At 72.4% G+C, this 20973-nt stretch carries 20 protein-coding genes; 11 read left to right on the top strand and 9 right to left on the bottom strand.

Annotated features, from left to right (window positions below; genetic code table 11):
• Positions 1–5: 5 nt before the first annotated feature.
• The 4 genes from ACWDGI_RS16895 to ACWDGI_RS16880 all read right to left on the bottom strand — a co-directional run bounded on the left by ACWDGI_RS16895 (position 6) and on the right by ACWDGI_RS16880 (position 4348).
• Positions 6–749 (bottom strand): bifunctional DNA primase/polymerase, encoded by a 744-nt coding sequence (locus tag ACWDGI_RS16895; RefSeq protein WP_450759686.1) that lies wholly within the window; start codon positions 747–749, stop codon positions 6–8.
• Positions 750–842: 93 nt separating this feature from the next.
• On the bottom strand, positions 843–1850 hold the full coding sequence (locus tag ACWDGI_RS16890; RefSeq protein ID WP_450759684.1) for a small ribosomal subunit Rsm22 family protein: 1008 nt from the start codon (positions 1848–1850) through the stop codon (positions 843–845).
• 54 nt (positions 1851–1904) lie between these two features.
• On the bottom strand, positions 1905–3104 hold the full coding sequence (locus ACWDGI_RS16885; RefSeq protein WP_450759682.1) for a serine hydrolase domain-containing protein: 1200 nt from the start codon (positions 3102–3104) through the stop codon (positions 1905–1907).
• Positions 3044–4348, bottom strand: a complete 1305-nt coding sequence (locus ACWDGI_RS16880) for a multidrug effflux MFS transporter (RefSeq protein WP_450760061.1) — start codon at positions 4346–4348, stop codon at positions 3044–3046. Before ACWDGI_RS16880 ends, ACWDGI_RS16885 begins: the two co-directional genes overlap by 61 nt.
• Before the next feature lie 144 nt (positions 4349–4492).
• On the opposite strand from ACWDGI_RS16880, the gene ACWDGI_RS16875 reads away from it, so the two are divergent.
• Both ACWDGI_RS16875 and ACWDGI_RS16870 read left to right on the top strand, forming a co-directional pair.
• The gene (locus ACWDGI_RS16875; protein WP_450759680.1) at positions 4493–5488 is read left to right on the top strand and encodes a Gfo/Idh/MocA family protein; all 996 of its coding nucleotides are present in this window, start codon (positions 4493–4495) and stop codon (positions 5486–5488) included.
• A gap of 98 nt (positions 5489–5586) precedes the next feature.
• Entirely contained in the window at positions 5587–6345 is a 759-nt protein-coding gene (locus ACWDGI_RS16870; protein ID WP_450759678.1) for an SDR family oxidoreductase, read from the top strand.
• Between the two features lie 238 nt (positions 6346–6583).
• Here the strand turns inward: ACWDGI_RS16870 and ACWDGI_RS16865 are convergent, their stop codons facing one another.
• Positions 6584–7777: a D-alanyl-D-alanine carboxypeptidase family protein gene (locus ACWDGI_RS16865; protein ID WP_450759676.1), complete on the bottom strand. Its 1194-nt coding sequence runs from the start codon at positions 7775–7777 to the stop codon at positions 6584–6586.
• A gap of 200 nt (positions 7778–7977) precedes the next feature.
• Here ACWDGI_RS16865 and ACWDGI_RS16860 point away from each other — a divergent pair, with 200 nt between their 5' ends.
• On the top strand, positions 7978–9447 hold the full coding sequence (locus ACWDGI_RS16860) for an ABC transporter permease (protein WP_450759674.1): 1470 nt from the start codon (positions 7978–7980) through the stop codon (positions 9445–9447).
• An 88-nt stretch (positions 9448–9535) separates the two neighbouring features.
• On the top strand, positions 9536–10321 hold the full coding sequence (locus ACWDGI_RS16855) for an ABC transporter ATP-binding protein (protein ID WP_450759672.1): 786 nt from the start codon (positions 9536–9538) through the stop codon (positions 10319–10321).
• Between the two features lie 18 nt (positions 10322–10339).
• Here ACWDGI_RS16855 and ACWDGI_RS16850 read toward each other — a convergent pair whose 3' ends face one another.
• Positions 10340–11326, bottom strand: coding sequence for an aldo/keto reductase (locus ACWDGI_RS16850; RefSeq protein ID WP_450759670.1), 987 nt, complete (start codon positions 11324–11326; stop codon positions 10340–10342).
• 59 nt (positions 11327–11385) lie between these two features.
• Positions 11386–11712, bottom strand: coding sequence for a nuclear transport factor 2 family protein (locus ACWDGI_RS16845; protein ID WP_450759668.1), 327 nt, complete (start codon positions 11710–11712; stop codon positions 11386–11388).
• A gap of 120 nt (positions 11713–11832) precedes the next feature.
• On the opposite strand from ACWDGI_RS16845, the gene ACWDGI_RS16840 reads away from it, so the two are divergent.
• The 4 genes from ACWDGI_RS16840 to ACWDGI_RS16825 all read left to right on the top strand — a co-directional run bounded on the left by ACWDGI_RS16840 (position 11833) and on the right by ACWDGI_RS16825 (position 14583).
• Positions 11833–12378: a DoxX family protein gene (locus tag ACWDGI_RS16840; protein ID WP_450759666.1), complete on the top strand. Its 546-nt coding sequence runs from the start codon at positions 11833–11835 to the stop codon at positions 12376–12378.
• Positions 12379–12409: 31 nt separating this feature from the next.
• Positions 12410–12796 carry a MazG-like family protein gene (locus ACWDGI_RS16835; RefSeq protein ID WP_450759664.1) on the top strand — a complete coding sequence of 129 codons (387 nt, stop codon included), beginning with the start codon at positions 12410–12412 and terminating at the stop codon, positions 12794–12796.
• 119 nt (positions 12797–12915) lie between these two features.
• Positions 12916–13815, top strand: coding sequence for a dihydrodipicolinate synthase family protein (locus ACWDGI_RS16830; RefSeq protein ID WP_450759662.1), 900 nt, complete (start codon positions 12916–12918; stop codon positions 13813–13815).
• Between the two features lie 135 nt (positions 13816–13950).
• A complete protein-coding gene (locus ACWDGI_RS16825; protein WP_450759661.1) occupies positions 13951–14583 on the top strand; it encodes a DUF1345 domain-containing protein in 633 nt (210 codons plus the stop codon).
• Positions 14584–14780: 197 nt separating this feature from the next.
• Here ACWDGI_RS16825 and ACWDGI_RS16820 read toward each other — a convergent pair whose 3' ends face one another.
• Positions 14781–15494: an RNA polymerase sigma factor gene (locus ACWDGI_RS16820; RefSeq protein WP_450759659.1), complete on the bottom strand. Its 714-nt coding sequence runs from the start codon at positions 15492–15494 to the stop codon at positions 14781–14783.
• Between the two features lie 153 nt (positions 15495–15647).
• Between ACWDGI_RS16820 and ACWDGI_RS16815 the strand changes: the two genes are divergently transcribed.
• Positions 15648–16205, top strand: a complete 558-nt coding sequence (locus tag ACWDGI_RS16815; RefSeq protein WP_450759657.1) for a PadR family transcriptional regulator — start codon at positions 15648–15650, stop codon at positions 16203–16205.
• A gap of 74 nt (positions 16206–16279) precedes the next feature.
• Here ACWDGI_RS16815 and ACWDGI_RS16810 read toward each other — a convergent pair whose 3' ends face one another.
• Positions 16280–17452 carry a polyprenyl synthetase family protein gene (locus tag ACWDGI_RS16810; RefSeq protein WP_450759655.1) on the bottom strand — a complete coding sequence of 391 codons (1173 nt, stop codon included), beginning with the start codon at positions 17450–17452 and terminating at the stop codon, positions 16280–16282.
• Between the two features lie 289 nt (positions 17453–17741).
• On the opposite strand from ACWDGI_RS16810, the gene ACWDGI_RS16805 reads away from it, so the two are divergent.
• Positions 17742–18293 carry an HD domain-containing protein gene (locus tag ACWDGI_RS16805; protein ID WP_450759653.1) on the top strand — a complete coding sequence of 184 codons (552 nt, stop codon included), beginning with the start codon at positions 17742–17744 and terminating at the stop codon, positions 18291–18293.
• Positions 18294–18571: 278 nt separating this feature from the next.
• Positions 18572–20914: an FdhF/YdeP family oxidoreductase gene (locus tag ACWDGI_RS16800; protein ID WP_450759651.1), complete on the top strand. Its 2343-nt coding sequence runs from the start codon at positions 18572–18574 to the stop codon at positions 20912–20914.
• Positions 20915–20973: the final 59 nt, after the last annotated feature.

Here is a 20973-nt window from a genome sequence, read left to right as displayed (position 1 = left end):
AGGCCCTAGCGGCGGACCGGCCAGACGGCGCCCACCTGGTCGGACTCCTCGCCGGCGTGCCGCGCGCCGGCGTCGGTGAGGATCTCCAGGAGGGTCAGCGGGTCGGGCAGCGGGTGCTCGGGGCCGCGCACCCAGTGCACCCGCCGGTCGCCGTCACCGGGCAGCCGGGCGGGCGGTACGAGGACGTACGACCCCCGGCAGTGCCAGCGCAGGCCGGGGTGCTCGTCCATGGTCTCGGGTCGGCAGTCCAGCTCGCACGGCCACCACTCGTCCTCGTCCTCGGGGGTGCCGCGGGTGAGGGTGAAGAACAGCATGCGGCCGTCGTCGCTCTCGGCGACCGGACCGACCTCGACGCCGTCCGCGAGCAGCCGCTCCAGCGCCTGCCGGCCGGCCTCCACGGGGACGTCCAGGACATCGTGCGTCATGCCGGTCGCGGTGATGAAGTTGGCCTGCGGCTGGTGCCGGGCCCAGCGCTCGATCTGGGCGCGGTCGGCGGTGGACTGCGTCTGCCACGCGAACGACACCGGGTGCCGGGCCGGGGTGGGACAGCCGACGCGGTCGCAGGAGCAGCCGTAGCCGGGGGCGGGGTGCGCGGCGGGGGCCAGCGGGAGGCCGGCCTCGGCGGCGGCGAGCAGCAGGGCCGCACGGCTGTCGGCGTCGGTGGCGGCGGCATCCCTGGGGCGCCGTCCGAGCAGCCACTGGGAGAGCTTGCCCTGCCGGCCACTACGGCCGCGGAACGTCCCGCTCATGTATCGCCTCGCCTCGCTGTGGTCCCGACAGCATGCCTTATCGTCCCATCTGGGCGGGAAGGGGGGTACGCGAGCGACAAGGGATCGCGGGAGTTACACCCTCGAACCAGGCGAACCGGGCGGCGGCCACTCGTCGCCCCAGTCCGCGTCCCGCGCCGCCCTGTACAGGTCGCCGTGGCGTTTGGTGACCGTCGTCCGGCGCAGCTGCTCGTCCCTCTCGCACAGGTCGAGGAGGACCTGGCCCTTGCGGATCTGCGGGCGCCGGACCACCCGGGCCGGCGCCGGGGCGGCCGGCAGGCGGGTGGCGGCGACATAGCTGAACTTCTCGTCCTCGTAGGGCAGTGATCCGCCCTTGACCTGCCGGTGCAGGGAGGAGCGGCTGACCCGGGCCGAGAAGTGGCACCAGTCCGTGCCGGGGACGATCGGGCAGGCGGCGCTGTGCGGGCAGGGCGCGGCGATGCGGAAGCCGGCGGCGACCAGGCGGTCGCGGGCCTCGATGACCCGGGCGTAACCCGCCGGGGTGCCGGCCTCGACGATGACGACGGTCTGCGCTGCGGTCGCGGCGGCGTCGACGAGAGCGGCACGGGCGGCCTCGTCGAGTTCGTTGAGGACGTACGACACCGTGACCAGATCAGTGCTCTCGATGGTGAGCGCCGCTCCGATCCGAGAGCGCTGCCACACCGCCTCCCGCAGCTCCGGGTTGGCCGCGGCGATCTCCCGGCCGAGGGCCAGCGCCGGCTCGGCCCAGTCGAGGACCGTCACCGGCCGCACCCCGGCCCAGGTGTCGGTCACCGCCCAGGTCGCCGCGCCCGTCCCGCCGCCGACGTCCACATGGCTCCCCGGCACCCAGCCCTCCGGCGCCGCGTCGGCGAACGCCGCCAGCGCCGCCCGTACCGCCTCGAAGGTGGCCGGCATCCGATAGGCCGCGTAGGCCACCACGTCCGCCCGGTCCCGCAGGATCGGCGCGTCGGTCGGGGTGGCCCCCCGGTAGCTGGCGATCAGCCGCTCGACGGCTCCGGCGGCCTGCTTGGGAGGAAGGCCGTCGAGGAGTTCGGCGAGCGTGGCACGGAGCCGGTCGGCCGGGGATGCGGGGTGGTTCACCCGGCGATTGTAGGGGGCTCCGGTGCCACGCCGGCCGCCCGCAGGCCCGCACCCTCACACCCCCGCCGGGCTGAGGAACACCGCCCTCGCCAGCCGGGTGGCCGCCGCCGCTCTCGGGGCGCTGTCACCGGGCCGCCGCCGTGGATGCACGGTGTTGGCCAGCAGGACCAGGAACGTGTCCGTCGCCCGGTCCAGCACCAGGCTCGTCCCCGTGAACCCGGTGTGCCCGGCCGCGCCCCGGCCCGCCAGTTCGCCCATGAACCACCGCTGGTCCACCAGGAACCCCAGACCGGGCGGGTCCAGCAGCAGGTCCACGAAGTCGGGGCCGAGGATGCGCGCCGGGCCGTACGCACCGCCGGCCAGCAGCGCCCGGCAGAAGACGGCCAGGTCCCGGGCCGTGGAGAAGAGGCCCGCGTGCCCGGCCACCCCGCCCAGCGCCCAGGCGTTCTCGTCGTGCACGACACCGCGCAGCATGCCCCGGTCCGCCTTGGCCCACGGCCGCCGCTGGTCCTCGGTGGCCACCGCGCCGGGGCAGGGGCCGAAGTCGGTGGCGGTCATCCCGAGCGGGCGGGTGATGCCCTCGTGGATCAGGACGTCGAGGGTGCGGCCGGTGATCCGCTCCAGGACGGACTGGAGGAGGAGCATGTTGAGGTCCGAGTAGCGGTAGGCGCCGGGCGCGCTGCTCGGGGCCTCGGCGCGCAGCAGGTCCAGGCGGGACGCGTCGTCGGGGCAGTCGTGGAGCGGGAGTTCGGGGCGCAGGCCGGAGGTGTGGGTGAGGAGCTGGCGGACGGTGATGCCGTGCACGGCGGCCGCCCGGAAGTCGGGGAGGTAGGCGCCGACCCGGGCGTCGATGCCGAGGGTGCCGCGTTCGAGTTGCTGCACGGCGGCGACCGCGGTGAAGAGTTTGGTGAGGGAGGCCAGGTCGAAGGGGGTGTCGACGGTCATCGGGACCCGGGCGGCGGGCAGCAGTTCGACACCGGCGTCGGCCTCGGGGTCGTACGCGGACCAGCGCACCGCCCAGCCGGCCGCCTGCTGTACGGCGATCACGGGCCCGCGTCCGGCGACCACCACGGCTCCGGCCGCCCAGGGGCGCTCACCGACGGTGAGGGCCTGCACTTCGCGCACGAGGTGCCTGAGTTCCGCGGGGTCGAGCCCGGCCCGTTCCGGTGTCTCGACGCGCAGTCTCGGTACGCTCAGCTCCCTGCTCCCTCCATCCCCGCACGTGTGTTCCCACGTGTTCTCCAGGGACGGCACATTCCCACGAAGCAGGCCAGTGCCACCAGTGCCCCCGCCAGTTGGACGATCGCCATGGGCACGGCGGTTCTCTCTCCGGCGATCCCGACCAGCGGCGAGGCGACCGCGCCCACCAGGAACGAGGACGTCCCGAGCAGCGCGGACGCGGTTCCGGCGGTGTGCCGGGTGCGCAGCAGGGCGAGGGACTGGGCGTTGGGAAGGGTGAAGCCCATCGCGGACATCAGCACGAAGAGGGCGGTGGCGACGGGGGCCAGACCGACCGGGCCGAAGACCCCGGTCGACATGAGGAGCAGGGCGGTCGCGGCGAGCACGGTCACGGCCAGGCCCGCGCCCAGCACCCGGTCCAGGCTGACCCGGCCGACCAGCACCTTGCCGTTGACCTGCCCGGCGATCACCAGCCCGACCGAGTTGAGCCCGAAGAGCAGGCTGAAGGTCTGCGGGGAGGCGCCGTAGATCTCCTGGACGACGAAGGGCGAGGCCGATATGTAGGCGAAGAGCGCGGCGAAGGCGAAGCCGCCGGCGAGCAGGTAGCCGGTGAAGGGGAGGTCGGCGAGCAGGGCGCGCATGGCGCGGACGGCGGCGGCCGCTCCCCCGGCGTGCCGGTCGGCCGCCGGCAGGGTCTCCGGGAGCTTCGTCCACACCACCACGGCGAGGACCGCGCCGACGCCGGTCAGGACGACGAACACGCCCCGCCAGTCCGTCACCCGCAGGATCTGCCCGCCGATCAGCGGGGCGACGATCGGGGCCACCCCGGAGACCAGCATCAGGGTGGAGAAGAACCGGGCCATCGCGACACCGTCGTAGAGGTCGCGTACGACGGCCCGGGCGATGACTATGCCGGCCGCGCCCGCGAGGCCCTGGGCCAGGCGGAAGGCGACGAGCGTCTCGACGTTCGTCGCGAGGGCGCACAGGGCGGTGGCGGCGACGTAGACGGCGAGGCCGGCCAGCAGCGGGCGGCGGCGGCCCCAGCGGTCGCTCATCGGGCCGACGACCAGCTGGCCGAGGGCCATGCCGGCGAGGCAGGCGGTGAGGGTGAGCTGGACGGTCGCGGCGGGGGCGTGCAGGGAGCGGGTGACCTCCGGCAGGGACGGGAGGTACATGTCCATCGCCAGCGGGGGTGTCGCGGTGAGCGCGCCGAGGACCAGCACCAGCAGCAGACCGGCCCGGCGGGCGGCGGGGGTGGTCGTGGGGGGTACGGCGGTGTCCTGGGTGTCCGGCGTCGGCGGTGCCGGCCGCTCCGGCATCTGGCGCATGTGTCCCCCCGCTCCGTCGGTTCCCGGCGGTCTCGCCCTGCGGATCCGCTCTTGTTGAACCCCGATGTCCGCCGCCTATGCTCTCAGCTCGTACGGACTGCCTGGAAACACATGAGCGAGGGTGGGGCTGCCGGGATGGCTGAGCAGAGTGTGCGGTGGGGGATCCTGGCGACCGGCGGGATCGCGGCCGCGTTCGCGGCGGATCTGGTGGATCTGCCGGACGCGGAGATCGCGGCGGTGGCCTCGCGGTCGGCGGAGTCGGCGGAGGCGTTCGCCGAGCGGTTCGGGATCGGGCGGGCGTACGGCGACTGGGAGTCGCTGGCCCGGGACGAGGACATCGATGTCGTGTACGTCGCCACTCCGCACTCGGCGCACCGGGCGGCCGCCGGGCTGTGCCTGGAGTCGGGGCGGAACGTGCTGTGCGAGAAGGCGTTCACGATCGACGCCCGCGAGGCCGGGGAACTGGTGGCGCTGGCGAAGGAGCACGACCGCTTCCTGATGGAGGCGATGTGGATGTACTGCAACCCGCTGGTGCGGCGGCTGAAGGCGCTGGTCGCGGACGGGGCGATCGGCGAGGTGCGGACCGTGCAGGCGGACTTCGGGCTCGAAGGGCCGTTCCCGCCGGCGCACCGGCTGCGGGACCCGGCACTGGGCGGGGGCGCGCTGCTCGACCTGGGGGTGTACCCGGTGTCGTTCGCGCACCTGCTGCTCGGCGAGCCGGACGGGCTGTCGGCGCGAGCGGTGCTCTCGGACGAGGGCGTCGATCTCCAGACGGGTGCGCTGCTCTCCTGGGAGAGCGGTGCTCTCGCGTCGGTGCACTGCTCCATAGTCGGCGGCACCGGCACCACCGCCTCGGTCACCGGTTCCCGAGGCCGGATCGACGTCCCGGACGGCTTCTTCAACCCCGAGCGCTTCGTCCTGCACCGCGACGGCCACGACCCCGAGGAGTTCGCCCTGGGCCCGGGCGACGGCCCCCGCAACACCCTCCGCCACGAGGCCCGGGAGGTCATGCGCGCCCTGCGGGCCGGCGAGAGGGAGTCTCCCCTGGTCCCGCTCGACGGCACCCTGGCCGTCATGCGCACCCTGGACACCCTCCGTGAGTTGATCGGCGTCCACTACGGGCGCCCCTGAAAGGGGCGCGGGGAACCGCGCGACCAGCCCCCACGGCGCCGCGCTGGACCGACGACACGACCCCGCCCTCCCCAGCGGAGCGCCTAGGCTGCGGCTCCATGAACACCAAGCATTCGAAGATCGCGGTGGTCACCGGCGCCGGTTCCGGTGTCGGGCGGACCGTGGCCGTGGAGCTGCTGCGGGCCGGCTGGTCGGTGGCGCTGGCCGGGCGGCGGCCCCGGACGCTGGAGGAGACGGCGGGGCTGGTGCCCGAGGGCGCCCGCCTCGTCGTCCGCACGGACGTGGCGCAACCGGAGGACGTGGCCGGGCTGTTCGCGGCGACCGTGGCGCGGTTCGGGCGGGTGGACCTGCTGTTCAATAACGCGGGGACGTTCGGGCCCGGCGGGGTGCCCGTGGAGGATCTCGCCTACGACGCGTGGCGGCATGTCGTGGACACCAACCTCAACGGGGCGTTCCTGTGCGCGCAGGCGGCGTTCCGGCAGATGAAGGAGCAGGAGCCGCAGGGCGGCCGGATCATCAACAACGGGTCCGTCTCGGCGCACACGCCCCGCCCGAACTCCGCCCCCTACACCGCGACCAAGCACGCGCTGACCGGCCTCACCAAGTCGCTGTCCCTGGACGGGCGGCCGTACGGCATCGCGGTCGGGCAGATCGACATCGGCAACGCGGCCACGGACATGACGGCCCGGATGCAGACCGGTGCCCTGCAGGCGAACGGGGAGATCGCCCCGGAACCCGTGATGGACGTGGCCGATGTGGCGCGTACCGTCCGGCACATGGCCGAGCTGCCTCTGGCGGCGAACGTGCAGTTCGCGACGGTGCTGGCGACGACGATGCCGTACGTGGGCCGGGGCTGAACCACCGTTCAGCCCGGGCCTCCGGAACCTGCACAACCGGAATTCAAACGTCCGCGGTATTGCGGCCGGTAACGCGCCTATGCTCAACTTTCCTCCACCGGAGCTTCACAGTTGAGGCTCTGGTGTTCCGCCGACCACATCGAGGGGGAGGCGGCAGCCGTCCCACCGGACCGGGTGGGGGTGGACCCGTGTGGGACCGCGGGTACGCACCGGTGGGTGGGACGGCTGCCGCGTGACGTCAACTCGCCGGTGTGTCGGCCGAGTCGTCGCCGACCGCCCGGCGACGCCGGCGCAGCGCCCAGGCCCCCGCGCCCAGCAGCGCGAGCGTTCCCGCGCCGCCCTCCGCGAGCCGCCACGGTGACGGACCGGACGAACCCGAACCGGCCGCGGCCCCCGTCCCGGCCGCTCCCGCGGCGCCCTTGGCCGTGCCGGGCGACGGGCTCGCGCTCGCGCCGCCCTCGCTCAACGGGTCGACCAGGGTGCCGACCGGCTGTGCCGAACTCCCCCTGCCGAAGCCCCAGTCGAGCAGCGCGGCGGTCTCCTCGTAGACGGCGTTGCTGCCGCTGTCGGGGTGCATCACGGTGACCAGCAGGGTGCGGCCGCCCCGGGTGGCACCGCCGGTGAAGGTGTTGCCCGCGTGACTGGTGTAGCCGTTCTTGACGCCGAACAGCCCCTTGTAGACGCCGAGTCCCCAGGAGCCGGTGAGCAGGCGGTCGGTGTTCTGGATCTGGAAGGTCTTCTTGCCGCCGGCCGGGAAGTCCGCGGTCCTGGTCCCGCAGTAGCCCCGGAAGTCGTCGTCCTTCAGCCCGTGCCGGGCGAAGAGGGTCAGGTCGTAGGCGGAGGACAGCTGGCCGGGGTGGTCGAAGCCGTCGGGGCTGACCACGTGGGTGTCCAGGGCCTGCAGGTCGGCCGCCCTGGCCTGCATCTCGGCGACGGTCTTCGCGATGCCGCCGTTCATGTGGGCGAGGACGTGCACGGCGTCGTTGCCCGAGCGCAGGAAGACGCCCTGCCACAGCTGCTCGACGGTGTAGGTGATGCCGGGCTTGATGCCGACCAGGCTGGAGCCGGCCGGGACGTCGGAGATGTCGCTGTCCTTGACCCGGTAGCGCTCGGTCCGTTCGAACTTCTTCAGCACGGTGTCCGCGAAGAGCATCTTCAGCGTGGACGCGGGCGCCAGGCGCCGGTGCGCGTCGTAGGAGGCCAGCACCTCTCCGCTCGCGCAGTCGGCGAGCAGCCAGGCATGGGCGGTGATCTTCTTGGGAAGGCCGGTGGCACCGCGCACCTGGACGCCGCCTCGGGCGAGTCGCTCGCCGCCTACGGCGGTGGTCGCGGAGGCGGTGGTCGCGGAGGCGGTGGTCGCCGCGGAAAGGGGAAGAGCGGCGGCCGTCAGTCCGAAGACGGCACGCCTGGTCAGCCGGGAGGAATCGCGCACCCCGGGACCGTACACCGCATCGAACAGCGGATTCCTGGGTGGGCCCCCTCGCCGCGATAGGAATTTGCCGTCTTATGAAAGTTTGATAAGACTACGAGCTTTCTCAGCTCTGACACATCTTTTACCCAGTGTGACTCAAAGGTTTCTCCCTAGCTTGAGCCAGCGCCCACAGCGGGCGCCAAGAACCTTCGAGGAACGGGATGTTTGGCATCTATCTCAAGCGCGAGCTGGGCCGTAGAAAGAAGGCGGCCCTGGTCATCGCACTGGGTCTGGCGCTCGGAATCGCGTTGGTCATCACGGTCAACTCGGTGTCGGCCGGCATGACGCAGGCGCAGGACAAGGTCCTCAAGTCGCTGTACGGCCTCGGTACCGACATGACGGTCACCAAGGCCCGTACGGCACCGACGTCGGGCAGCTCCGGCGGCCCGAACTTCAAGTTCGGCGCCAAGTCCAGCAGCAGTTCCACGCAGAGTTCGGACCGGGTGCAGACGCAGGGAGGTCAGGCCCTGAAGTCGACCCTGGTCACCAAGGTCGGCGCGCAGCAGGGCGTGGCGAGCGCGGTCGGAGCGCTCTCCCTGAACGTCACCAAGGTCAACGGCTCCTTCACCCAGGGCAAGGCGCAGAGCTCCGGCAGCAGCGGCAACAGCGGTGGCGGCGGCCAGGGCCAGCCGGGCGGCGGCACCTCCACCGGCCAGCCGCAGGTCCAGGGCGGCGGCGCCAACTTCAACGTCAACAGCTACTCGGTGGTCGGCGTCGACGTGGCCCACCAGGGCCTCGGCCCGCTGTCCACGATGAAGATCACCTCGGGCAGGACCTTCACCTCGGCGCAGACCACTGCCAAGGTCGCGGTGGTCAGCAAGTCGTACGCCAAGGAGAAGAAGTACAAGGTCGGCTCGACCTTCAAGATCTCCACCACCAAGTTCACGGTCATCGGCATCGCGACCCCGGACAGCAGCGAGTCCGACACCGACGTCTACATCCCGCTGAAGCCGGCGCAGACCCTCGGCGACGCCAAGAACCAGGTCACCACGATCTACGTCAAGGCGACCGACTCCCAGCAGATCTCCACCGTGAAGAAGGAGATCACGTCCAACATCTCCGGTACGACGGTCACCACCTCCGCCGACCTGGCGTCCACCGTCTCCGGTTCCCTCTCCACCGCCTCCAGCCTGGCCACCAGCGTCGGCAAGTGGCTGTCCATCGCCGTCCTGGTGGCGGCCTTCCTGGTGGCGGCGCTGCTGACCTCCTCCGCGGTCTCCCGCCGGGTGCGTGAGTTCGGCACCCTGAAGGCGCTGGGCTGGCCCTCCCGGAACGTCACCCGGCAGGTCGTCGGCGAGTCCATGGTGAACGGCCTGATCGGCGGCGCCCTCGGGATCGCCCTCGGCGTCGGCGCGGCCTACGCGGTCACCGCGATCAGCCCGAAGCTGACGGCCCAGCTGGGCAGCACCGGCGGCGGAGGCGGCGGCATGGGCGGCGGCCCGGGCGGCGGCGGACCCGGCCAGCAGGCCACCCAGAACACCCTGGAGATCGCGCTGACCGCGCCCGTCTCCCTCACCACCATCGCGCTCGCGGTCGGCCTCGCGGTCACCGGCGGTCTGATCGCCGGCGCGATGGGCGGCTGGCGCGCCTCCCGGATGCGCCCGGCCGACGCCCTGCGCAGCGTCTCGTAACACCGGCAGTCCCCCTCGGACCGGGGCGCCGCTTCCGATCCCCCCGGGACGCGGCGCCCCACCCCACTCACCACCCAGTGGAGAACCCATGTACAGACTCACCGGAGTCACCAAGCGCTACACCCGGGGCAAGGAGACGGTCGAGGCGCTGCGCGGCATCGACCTGACCATCGAGGACGGCGACCAGCTCGTCATCCAGGGCCCGACCGGTGGCGGCAAGTCGACGCTGCTCCAGATGATCGGCGGCCTGGACCGGCCGACCGAGGGCAGTGTCGAGCTGGACGGCGTCGACCTCGCGCGGATCAGCGAGGCGAAGCTGACCCGGCTGCGGGCCGAGAAGATCGGCATCATCTTCCAGTCGTTCAACCTGATCCCGACGCTCACCGCGCAGGAGAACGTCGAGACGGCCCTGGTGCCGCTCGGCGTGAAGCCGGCCGAGCGGCGCGAGCGGGCGGCGGAGGCGCTGCGCTCGGTGGGCCTGGGCGAGCGCCTCACCCACGCCCCAGCGGAACTCTCCGGCGGCCAGCAGCAGCGGGTCGCCATCGCCCGTGCGCTGGTGAAGAAGCCGAAGGTACTGCTCGCCGACGAGCCCACCGGCAACCTCGACGAGGGCACCCGGGACGACATCATGGGTCTGCTGGAGGGCCTGTGGCACGAGTACGGGCTGACCTTCATCATGGTCACCCACGACTCCTCCATCGCCCGCCGCGCCCCGCGCCTGGCCACCATCAAGGCCGGCCAGATCACCCTCACCGAGCAGGGCCGCGGACAGCAGTACGCGCAGCAGGACGCGGACCACGGCGGCCCCCAGCAGGAGGGTTACGGCCGGCAGCCCTACGTGCAGCAGCAGTACGGCGGCGGACAGGGCTACTGACCCGTCCGCAGGGGCCGTTCAGCGCCCGAGCAGCCGGTCGATCTCGGCCAGCTGTCCGGCGGTGAGCGGCCCCTTCGCCATCGCCCCGGCGTTGTCCTCGGCCTGGGCGACGGACCGGAAGCCGGGGATCGGGACCGTACGCGGGCTGCGGGCCCAGATCCAGCCGAGGGCACCCTGTGCCAGGGTCCGGCCGCCGCTGGTGAGGACCGCCCGCAGCGCGTCGATCCGCGCCACCCACTCGGGATCGGCCCCGTCCCCGGCCCCGAACCCGGGCAGCCAGGCCGGCGGCCTGCTCCGGATGTCGCCCGCACCGGCCGCCTGCCGCCGGCCGCCGAGCAACCCCATGGCGAGCGGGCTGCGGTTGACGGCGGCAAGACCCAGGTCATCCGCGACTTGCAGGAGTTCGGGCGCGTCCTGGAGCACGTTGAGGGTGTGCTGCACGGCCGTACAGTGCGGGCCCTCGGCGAAGACGGCGGCACGGGCCGGGTCGTCCGTGCTCCAGCCGTAGGCACGGATGAGCCCCTCCGTCACCAACTCCTCACAGATGTCGCGGAGTTCGGCGGCGCGGGCCGGGTCCGCGTCGGAGAGGTGCAGCTGGTAGAGGTCGACGTGGTCGGTGCCCAGGCGGCGCAGCGACGCGGTGAGGGCACGGCGGACGTACTCCGGGGAGTCGTCGCTGCCGGTGAGGGTGCGGGTCTCCTCGTCGAAGACGTTGCCCCACTTGGTGGCGACGACGACCTCGTCCCGGCGCTTGCCGAGGGCGCGGCCGAGGACGCGCTCGCTGTGCCCGGCGCCGTAGGTGTCGGCGGTGTCGAAGAAGGTGACACCGAGGTCGAGGGCGCGGTGCACCGCCCGTACGGACTCCTCGTCGTCGACCTTGCCCCAGCCGAGCGGCTGCCCGGTGCCGTCCTGCCACTCGCCGCCGATGGCCCAGCAGCCGAAGCCGAGCGCGCTGACCTCGATGCCGGAACGTCCCAGGGTCCTGGTGGTGCTGTAGCTGTCCATGCCCGAGGACGCTAGGAGTTGAAGTGCACGCGAGGGCAAGGGGGCCGGCAAGCGGGTTGTCAGGCCTGCCCGGTCTCGAATCGGGAGATACGGCCGTCGTCCTCGACCGTGAATTTCCAGCGGGTGACCATCTCGCCCCAGGTGTCGTTGCGGTAGTGGGCGAGCAGCGAACGGCCGCCATTGGACTCGTTGTCGACGTCGAGGTGGCCGTTGGAGGAGAAGATCTCCCGGTCGATCCACTCGTCGAGGTTCCGGTCGGAGCCGTCGTCCGCCATGGTCGCGTCCGGGGTGAGGACACCCAGGAGGCGCTCGCGGTCGTTGGCGTTGACGGCGGTGACGAAGGCCCGGACCGCCGGGTCGCTGAGCTTGGCTGTCTTGATCGTCATGCGAGCCAGCGTCACACCGGGGCCGGGGGTCCGCCACCCGAACGGCGGCGCGGGCGGGCCACCCGGGTGGCCCGGTGCGACGGTGGAGACCTGATCGCACCCCCGGCCGGAGGAGCCACCGTGACCTGCTACGACCGACGTGATGTGGGCCTGCTGCTGCTTCGGCTGGGGACCGGCGGGGTGCTGGTGGCGCACGGCGCGCAGAAGCTGTTCGGCTGGTTCGGCGGCGGCGGGATCGAGGGCACCGGCCAGTTCATGGAGTCGGTCGGGTACGCGCCCGGACGGCAGAGCGCGCTGGCGGCGGGCCTGGCGGAGGCGGGCGGCGGCACACTGCTGGCGCTGGGCCTGGCGACCCCGGCGGCGGGGGCCGCGGCGGCCGGCGCGATGGCGGGCGCGGCCGCGCTGCACATGCCGAACGGGTTCTTCGCGGCGGAGGGCGGCTACGAGTACGCGGCGAGCCTGGGCCTGGCCGCCACGGGCCTGGCGGTCTCCGGTCCCGGCCGGCTCTCCCTGGACCACACGTTCGGGCATGTCTTCGACCGGGGCTGGATGGTGCCGGTGACGCTGGGAGTGACGGCGGCGGTCACGGCGGCGGTGATCGGGGCCCGGAACCAGCGGTTGCAGCGGCGGCGGGAGGGCGAGCAGGAGGCGTTGTTCGAGGAGTAGCGCCAGGTCGGTGCGGGGCAGACTACGGCCCATGAACGAACAGGACACCCCCGTCACCACCCCCGTCGCCGCCGTCGCCCCCGTCACCGCCGTCGCCCCCGTCGACCTGTGGCCCACCGTGGACGGCCTCTGGGCACGCCTGGAGGCCACCCGCGTCCACGCCGGACCGGAGGGCGTCCTCCTGCGCATCCTCAAACTCTCCGAGGAGGTCGGCGAGGTCGCCGAAGCGGTCATCGGTGCCACCGGGCAGAACCCGCGCAAGGGCGTGACCCACACCTGGGACGACGTACAGAGCGAACTGTGCGACGTGGCCATCACGGCCCTGGTGGCACTGCGGACGCTGACTCCGCAGGCGCAGGAGGTGTTCGAGGCCCACTTGAAGGGTGTCAGCGACCGGCCACTGGGTCCGTCGGCGTGAGGCCGCTCCCTGATCGGCGCCTGACGGCACGTCGGTCGCGCATCGCCGCACCCGCGGTGGACGGCGCTCCCGCAGGCCGCCGCGTGAGTCATCACTCGTACTGCTCCGAGGAGTTCTCCATGTTCCGCGGCCTCAGCGCCTTCCCCCTCACCCCGACCAGCGAGGACGGCATCGACGAGAACGCCTTCCGCACCCTCGTCTCCCGCCTCGCCGCCGCCGGCGTCGACTCCATCGGGGCCCTGGGCTCCACCGGCGGCTACGCCTACCTCACCCGCGAGCAGCGCGCCCGCGTGACGGCGCTCGCGGTCGGGGCCGCCGACGGTGTGCCGGTCATGGTCGGTATCGGCGCCCTGCGGACCTCGCAGGTCCTCGCCCACGCCGAGGACGCCCAGAGGGCGGGCGCGTCCGCGGTCCTGCTCGCCCCGATGACGTATCAGCCGCTCACCGACGACGAGGTGTTCGGCCTGTACGAGGACGTCACCCGCGAACTGTCCGTGCCGCTGTGCGTGTACGACAACCCCCGCACCACCCACGTCGACTTCACCGACGAACTCCACGGCCGTATCGCCGAGTTGCCGAACGTCGCCGCCGTCAAGATCCCGCCGGTGCCGGACGACCCGGCCGCGGCGGAGCAGCGCGTGACGGCACTGCGGGCACGGCTCCCCGGGACGGTGAGCATCGGCGTGAGCGGTGACTGGGCGGCGGCCGGTGGTCTGAACGCCGGTTGCGAGGCGTGGTACTCGGTGCTCGGCGGCCTGTTCCCACGAACCGCCCTCGCCCTCACCCGCGCCGCCCAGGCCGGCGACACCGAGCAGGCCACCACCCGCTCCGAACGCCTGGAACCTCTCTGGGAACTCACCCGCCGGTACGGCGGCCTGCGCGTGATGTCGGCGGCCGCCGCGCACCTGGGCCTCACCACCGAGCCCAACCTGCCGCTCCCGCTCCGCGGCCTGCCCGCCGACGCCCGAGGCCGGCTGGTCACCGTACTGGACGACCTGGACCTCGGAACGACGGCGTGACCCCTGCCCCGGGCAGGCCTCGCGACCACTGTGCGCTCGACGCGGTCCGCCAAGCGGACGGCACCGCGCCCCGCCGTGCCGACCAGACGCCGTAGAACGCGCTGACCGGCGGCGACGCCACTAGCGTGATGACGCATGAGACGCTCCCTGCCCCTGGACGCCGTGCCCCGCCTCGTCATCGCGGCGGTCGTCGGAGCGGTGGTCGGCGTGGCCGTGGCGCTGGCCACCGACGGAGCACTGGGCGCACTGGCCGCGATCGCCACGACGGAACTGTGCTTCGTCCTGGCGGGCTGGGCGGTGCTGTGGCCGATGGACGCCACCGCCACCCACCGCAATGCGCGGCGTGAGGACTTCCGTCCCGGGACCGAGGAACTCGTGGTGGTCGCGGTGGCCCTGTGCGCGCTGGCCGCCATCGTGCTGCTGCTCCTGCGCGGCAGGTCCGACCCCGGCCACGTGGCGGCGGCCATCGCCCTGTGCGGCGTCTTCACGGCCTGGGCCGCGCTGCATCTGATGTACGCCGCCCGGTACGCCTACGTGTACTACGACTCGGCGGGCGGGATCGACTTCAATTCGGACGCCCCTCCGGCGTACCGCGACTTCTTCTACTTCAGCTACAACCTCGGCATGACCTACCAGGTGTCCGACACCGATGTGTCGAGTTCGGCGATCCGGGCGATCGTGCTGCGCCACACCCTGCTGTCCTACGTCTTCGGCACCGGCATTCTCGCCACCGCCATCAATCTCGTCGTGGGCCTCGTCAGCGGCTGAGGCCTCGTCGTGGGCCTCGTCAGCGGCTGAGGCCTCGTCGTGGCCTCGTCGTGGGCCTCGTCAGCGGCTGAGGCGGCGGCCACGGGGCAGGGCCGGGCGGCGACTGCCCAGGGCCTGGTGACCGCGCGGCGTGAGCCGGTGTTTCCAACGCCGCCCGGAACAGCACGTCACCTCCCGGGCGGGTCGGCGCGGCGTGCTCATCGGCCTGGCGGCCCCGCAGCGGACCGCGTGAGCCGTCGGGAGACCGGCGTGGGAACGGCGGCTGCCCGTTCCCGGGCGGCGTCGAGCATCCGGCGGGCCTCGACGCGGCTGGCGCGGACCCGCTGCCTCGCGTCACCGTGCGCGACGTCCGCGGTCGCGGCCAAGGCCGCCGCCAACTCGGCCCGCCCCCGGCTGAGCCGGCTGCGTACGGTGCCCACCGGTATCCCGCAGGCGAGGGCGAGCTGCTCGTAGGAGGCGCCCTCCGCGGTGAGGTAGCGCAGCACCAGCGGCATGCGCAGGGCCGGGGACAGCTCCTCCATGGCCGCCCATATCCAGTCCCGCACGGCGGTGCGCTCCAGCCACTGCTCCGGGCCGGCGTCCGGTACCGGCAGGGGCACTTCCTCGACCGGCCGGACCAGGGCGGAGTGCCGCAGCACGGACCGGCTGCCGTTGCGCACGATCATCCGCAGCCAGGCGCCCACCGCCGCCGGATCGCGCACGTCCCCGATCCGCAGCAGCGCGGTGAGCGCCGCGTCCTGCAGCACGTCGTCGACGTCCGTGCCCGCCCCCAGCAGGCTCAGCGCCACCGCCCGCATCCCCGCCCGGTGCCGCTCCAGCAGCGCCCCCAGCGCGGCGACCTCCCCGGACTGGGCCGCCCGCGTCAGCACCGCGTCCTGCACACACACGGCCTCCGCGGCCTCCAGAAGCATCTCGTCCCCTTTTCCGGATCCCGGGCCATGGCGAGCGCGGCGAGGTTCCAATTTTGACAGGTGGAACGTAGAAGCTCCGTAACCAACATGTCAACACCGGAACGTGGGAGTTCGACCTGTCAGTACTGGAGGGAGAAGGGTTAAGGTGCGGGCATGAGTCTTCGTCACGCCCTCTTGGGTCTGCTTGTGTTCCGCCCCGGCAGCGGCTACGACCTGCTGAAGATGTTCAACACCTCGCTCGGCTACGTCTGGCCGGCCAAGCAGAGCCAGATCTACGGCGAGCTGACCAAGCTCGACGCCACCGGCCTGATCCAGGTCACCGACGAGGGCCCGCGGGGCCGCAAGCAGTACTCACTCACCCCCACGGGGCACGCGGAGGCGCGGCGCTGGCTGGCCGAGACGGAGGAGCACCGGCCGCAGCGCAACCCGATGCTGCTGCAGACGTTCTTCCTGGGACTCCTGCCGCGCGAGGAGGCCGTGGAGCGGCTCCTGCGGCACGCGGACACCGCCGCGAAGGAGTACGACGACCTGCTGGCGCTGCGGGATTCGGAGGAGTGGGACCGCGACGCGCTGACCGAGTGCGGCCGGCTCGTCCTGGAGCACGGGCTGCGCCAGCGCGTCCTGGAACAGGAGTGGGCCCACTGGGCGGCCGAGCAGCTCCGCGAGGGCCACGTCAAGGAGCCGGCCGACCGGCCGGAGGCACCGGACTAGAACCGGTACGGCCCTGCCGTACCGGTTCCAGGCGCGTGGGCGTCGTGAGTGAGCGGGTGAGCGGGCGGGAGGGTTCAGTGGGAGCGGTCGACGCTCCAGTGCGGCAGCAGCTCGAAGAAGGCGACCGCCTCGCTCCGCCAGCGCGGCCGCCAGCCCTCGGCCACCAGGGCGGCCTGCTCGGCGTGATCACGCATCCGCGCCCGTAGCCGGCCGGCCACCCCGCGCGCCTCGGCGATCTCCCGGATCGTGTCGATCGTCCCGGCGGTGCAGGCGGGGTCGCCGAGCGCCGTCTCCAGCACGGCCCGCTCCGACCGGGCGAGGCCGTCGAGGCCGGTGAGGCCGTCGAGGCCGGTGAGGCCGGTGAGGCCGTCGAGGCCGGTGAGACCGTCCAGGCCCTCGAGCGACGACAGCAGCGCGGCCACCACATAGCTGCGCTTCCCGTCACGGATGTCGGTCCCCGTCGGCTTGCCCATCACCTCGCCGTCCCCGAACAGGTCCAGATAGTCGTCCCGCATCTGCGCGCAGATCCCCACCAGGCGTGCGTAGCGGCGCAACTCCCGGTCGTGGCGCTCCGGTTGGGCGCCGGCGGCGAGGAGTCCCAGCCGCAGGGGGGCGAGCAGCGAGTAGCGGGCCGACTTGTAGTCCGCCACCTGGTCGATGACCTCGACGTCCGGGAGTCCGCCGGTGACATCGCGCTCCAGGTCGACGATCTGGCCGAGGAACGTCTCCGCCGCCGCCCTGGTCTGCGCCTCGATCATGGCCTGCCGTACCGGCGGCGCGGCCTCCGTGTCGAGGAGGACCCGCAGGGACAGGGCCAGCGCGAGGTCGCCCGCGAGCACGGTGAGGCCGAGCGCGGTCCTGGGGCGGCCGGGAAACCGCTCGCGGTAGGCGTAGTAGGTGGAGGGACCGCCTCGGCGGGTGGGGCTGTCGTCGATGAGGTCGTCGTGGATCAGGCCGTGGCTGTGCAGCAGTTCGAGGCTCAGGGCCGCGTGCTCCAGTCCCGGCACCGGCCCGTCCGTCACCAGTCGGGCCGCCTCGTTGAGGATGACCACACGGATCCGCTTGCCGCCGCGCAGGGACAGCTCCCTCAGCAGGTCCAGGCACTCCGGGGTGAACCTGCTGAACGAGGGGGTGTCGAGGGCACCGCCCAGGGAGTCGAAGTACTCCGCGAAGAGCTTCTCGAAGGCCTGGGTGTGGCCGGCGAGACGAGCGGTCAACTGGTCATGTCCACCGGCGGTGTCGGGCATGGCGGGGCTCCTGAGGAGGGCGTGCGGACGCGGGGTCCCATCATGCGCGACGGGATGCCGGCCGCCCCGCCGAAGGCATCGGGAGCCTAAGGAACGCGCTACGGCTGTCCGGACTGTTCACTTTCCGGGTCGGGGCCGTTGGCCGACGGCAAGTTGTCCGGACGAGTGGGACGGACACCGTTCCTGATGCGAGTACGGCCAGGTACCCGGAGAGCAGGGACCGGCCCGACACAGCTTCGCGCAGGGCTTCCGACACGGCTTCGCGCAGGGCTTTCGACAGGGAGAAATCATGAACACGCTCACGAGTGACCGACTGGCCGAACTGATCGAGGGGCTCGCGGGCCTCCCCTACGGCGGGGAGCCGGTCGACCAGCGCACCCACGCCCTCCAGGCCGCCCACCTCGCGGTGGCGGCGGGCGCCGACGACGAACTGGTGGTCGCCGCCGCGCTGCACGACATCGGCAGGGCGAAGCAGGTGCGGGCCGAGCACCCGGGCCTGCCGCACGAACTGGCGGGCGCCGAGTGGGCCCGCCGGCACCTGAGCGAACGCGCGGCCTGGATCATCGCCCAGCACGTCCCGGCCAAGCGCTACCTGGTGGCCACGGACCCCGCGTACCGGGCCCTGCTCAGCCCGGCGTCCATAGCGTCCCTCAAGGTCCAGGGCGGCCCGATGGACGAGGCGGAGACCGCCGCCTTCGCCGCCCACCCGATGGCCGAGGACGCCGTGTCCGTGCGCCGCTGGGACGACGCGGCGAAGGACCCGGACGGGCCGGTACTGGGGGTGGAGGAGCTGGTGGCGGCGTACGAGCGGTGCGTGGCGGGAGGGACCGGGGTGTCCTGACAGGGGTGCCAGGACCGGGGTGTCAGGACCGGGGTGTCAGGGCCGGGGTTTCTGACCTCGGTGTCCTGACAGGGGTCTCAGGACCGGGGTTTCCCGACCTCGGTGTCCTGACCGGGGGCGCCCTGCCCAGCCCTTCCCTCGCCTCCTCCCCCGCCTCCTCCTCGCCTCCTCCCCCGCCTCCTCCTCGCCTCGCGTCGCCCGATCGGCGTGCCTAGCATGACAAAAAGGGCGCCGCTGACTCCGGCGACGTGCACTCTCGACGGCGAAGGGCGAGAGCCGTGAGCACCTCCCACGACGAGCAGAAGCGGCTGCGGCAGGGCGCGGGGGAGCAGATCGAGCCGGAGGTGGGGCCGAGGCCGGAGGGGGAGCCGTTCTTCCACCCGTACCATCACCCGGCCGCCGGCTGGGGCGCCGCCAAGAGCGTCTCGAAGTTCCTCCTGCGGGAGCGGGCGCTCGTGGACGGCCCCCGGGCGATCATGAAGATGAACCACGAGAACGGCGGCTTCGACTGCCCCGGCTGTGCGTGGCCCGACGACACGAAGGGCCTGCGGCTCGACCTCTGCGAGAACGGGGTCAAGCACGTCACCTGGGAGATGACCCACAAGCGCGTCGGACGTGAGTTCTTCGCCGCGCACTCCGTCGCCGAACTGTCCGAGTGGAGCGATTTCGCGCTGGAGGACCAGGGCCGGCTGACCGAGCCGATGGTGTACGACGCCGAGTCGGACCACTACGTGCCGATCAGCTGGCGTGACGCCTTCAAGCTGGTCGGCGGTGCGCTGCGGGAGCTGGCCGACCCGAACCAGGCGTCGTTCTACACCTCGGGCCGGCTCGGCAACGAGGCCACCTTCCTCTACCAGCTCCTGGCCCGCGAACTGGGCACCAACAACCTGCCGGACTGCTCCAACATGTGCCACGAGGCGAGCGGTCGCGCCCTCACCGCCTCGCTCGGCACCGGCAAGGGGACCGTCGACCTCAAGGACTGGGGGGTCACGGACGCCCTGTTCATCATGGGGGTGAACGCGGCGTCGAACGCGCCCCGGATGCTGACCGCCCTGGCCGAGGCGTTCCAGCGCGGCGCGCAGATCGTGCACGTCAATCCGCTGATCGAGGCGGCGTCACGGCGCACGATCATCCCGCACGACTTCGTGGACATGGCGGCCTTCCACGCGACCCGCACCGGCACCCTCAACCTCCAGGTGCGCGTGGGCGGCGACATGGCCCTGATGCGAGGCATCGCGAAGGCGGTCCTGGACCAGTCCGCGAGCGACCCCAAGGCAGTGGACCGGGAGTTCATCGACCGCTACACCACGGGCTTCGAGGAGTACCGCAAGCTGTGCGAGGCCACGCCGTGGGAGGAGATCGAGCGCCAGTCCGGCATCAGCCGCGCCGACATCCTGCACGCCGCCCGGATCTACCGGGAGGCCGACCGTTCCATCGTCAGCTGGTGCCTGGGCGTGAGCCAGCACGAGCACGGCGTGGACACGGTACGGGAGATCGTCAATGTGCTGTTGCTGCGTGGCAACCTCGGGCGGGAGGGCGCCGGTCCCTCGCCCGTGCGCGGGCACAGCAACGTCCAGGGCAACCGCACCTGCGGCATCGACCACCGGCCCGCACCGGCTTTCCTGGACCGCCTGGCCGAGGTCTGCGGTATCACGCCGCCCCGGGAGCACGGCCTCGACACCGTCGGCACCATCGAGGCGATGCTGCGCGGTGACGTCAAGGTGTTCGTCGGCATGGGCGGCAACTTCGCCCTGGCCGCGCCCGACACCCGGGCCACGTACGAGGCCCTGCGCTCCTGCGACCTCACCGTCCAGGTCAGCACGAAACTCAACCGCAGCCACCTGGTCCACGGCCGGCAGGCCCTCATCCTCCCGTGCCTGGGCCGCACCGAGAAGGACCACCAGCGCAACGGATTCCAGAGCACCTCGGTGGAGGACTCGATGAGCATGGTGCACCTGTCGGTGGGCATGAAGAAGCCCGCCTCCTCGCACCTCCTCTCCGAGCCCGCCGTCATCGCCGGTATCGCCCGGGCGGCACTCCCCGACAGCGGCACGCCCTGGGCGTGGTACGTCGAGGACTACGACCGCGTCCGCGACACCATGGCCCAAGTCCTGGACGGCTTCGAGGACTTCAACCGCCGGGTCCGCCTCCCCCTGGGCTTCCGCATCCGCCAGCCGGCCCGCGAACTGGTCTTCCGCACCCCGTCGGCCCGCGCCGAGTTCTCCTCGGCACCCCTGCCGGACGTCGTCCCCCCGCCGGGCACCCTCGCCCTCGGCACGATGCGCTCCCACGACCAGTGGAACACCACGATCTACTCCGACAACGACCGCTACCGGGGCGTCAGGAACCTCCGCACCCTCGTCTTCATGAACCCGTCGGACATGCGCGAACGCGACATCACCGAGTTCGACCCGGTCGACATCACCAGCACGGCCAAGGACGGCACCACCCGTACCCTCAACGGCTACCTGGCCATCCCTTACGACCTCCCCCGAGGCTGCGCGGCCGGCTACATGCCGGAGATGAACGTCCTGATCGCCCTGTGCGACTACAGCGAACAGAGCGACCAGCCGCTGATGAAGCACATCAGGGCGACGATCAGCCGGGCGGCTGCTCCCTGAGATCAGCCGGGCGGCTTCTCCCTGAGATCGGCCGGGGCGGCTGCTCCCTGAGAGTTCCA

This window comes from Streptomyces sp. NPDC001220 (assembly GCF_053597895.1).
The sequence above is the reverse complement of the archived record's forward strand: the minus strand, read 5'-3'. Positions and strand labels throughout refer to the sequence as shown.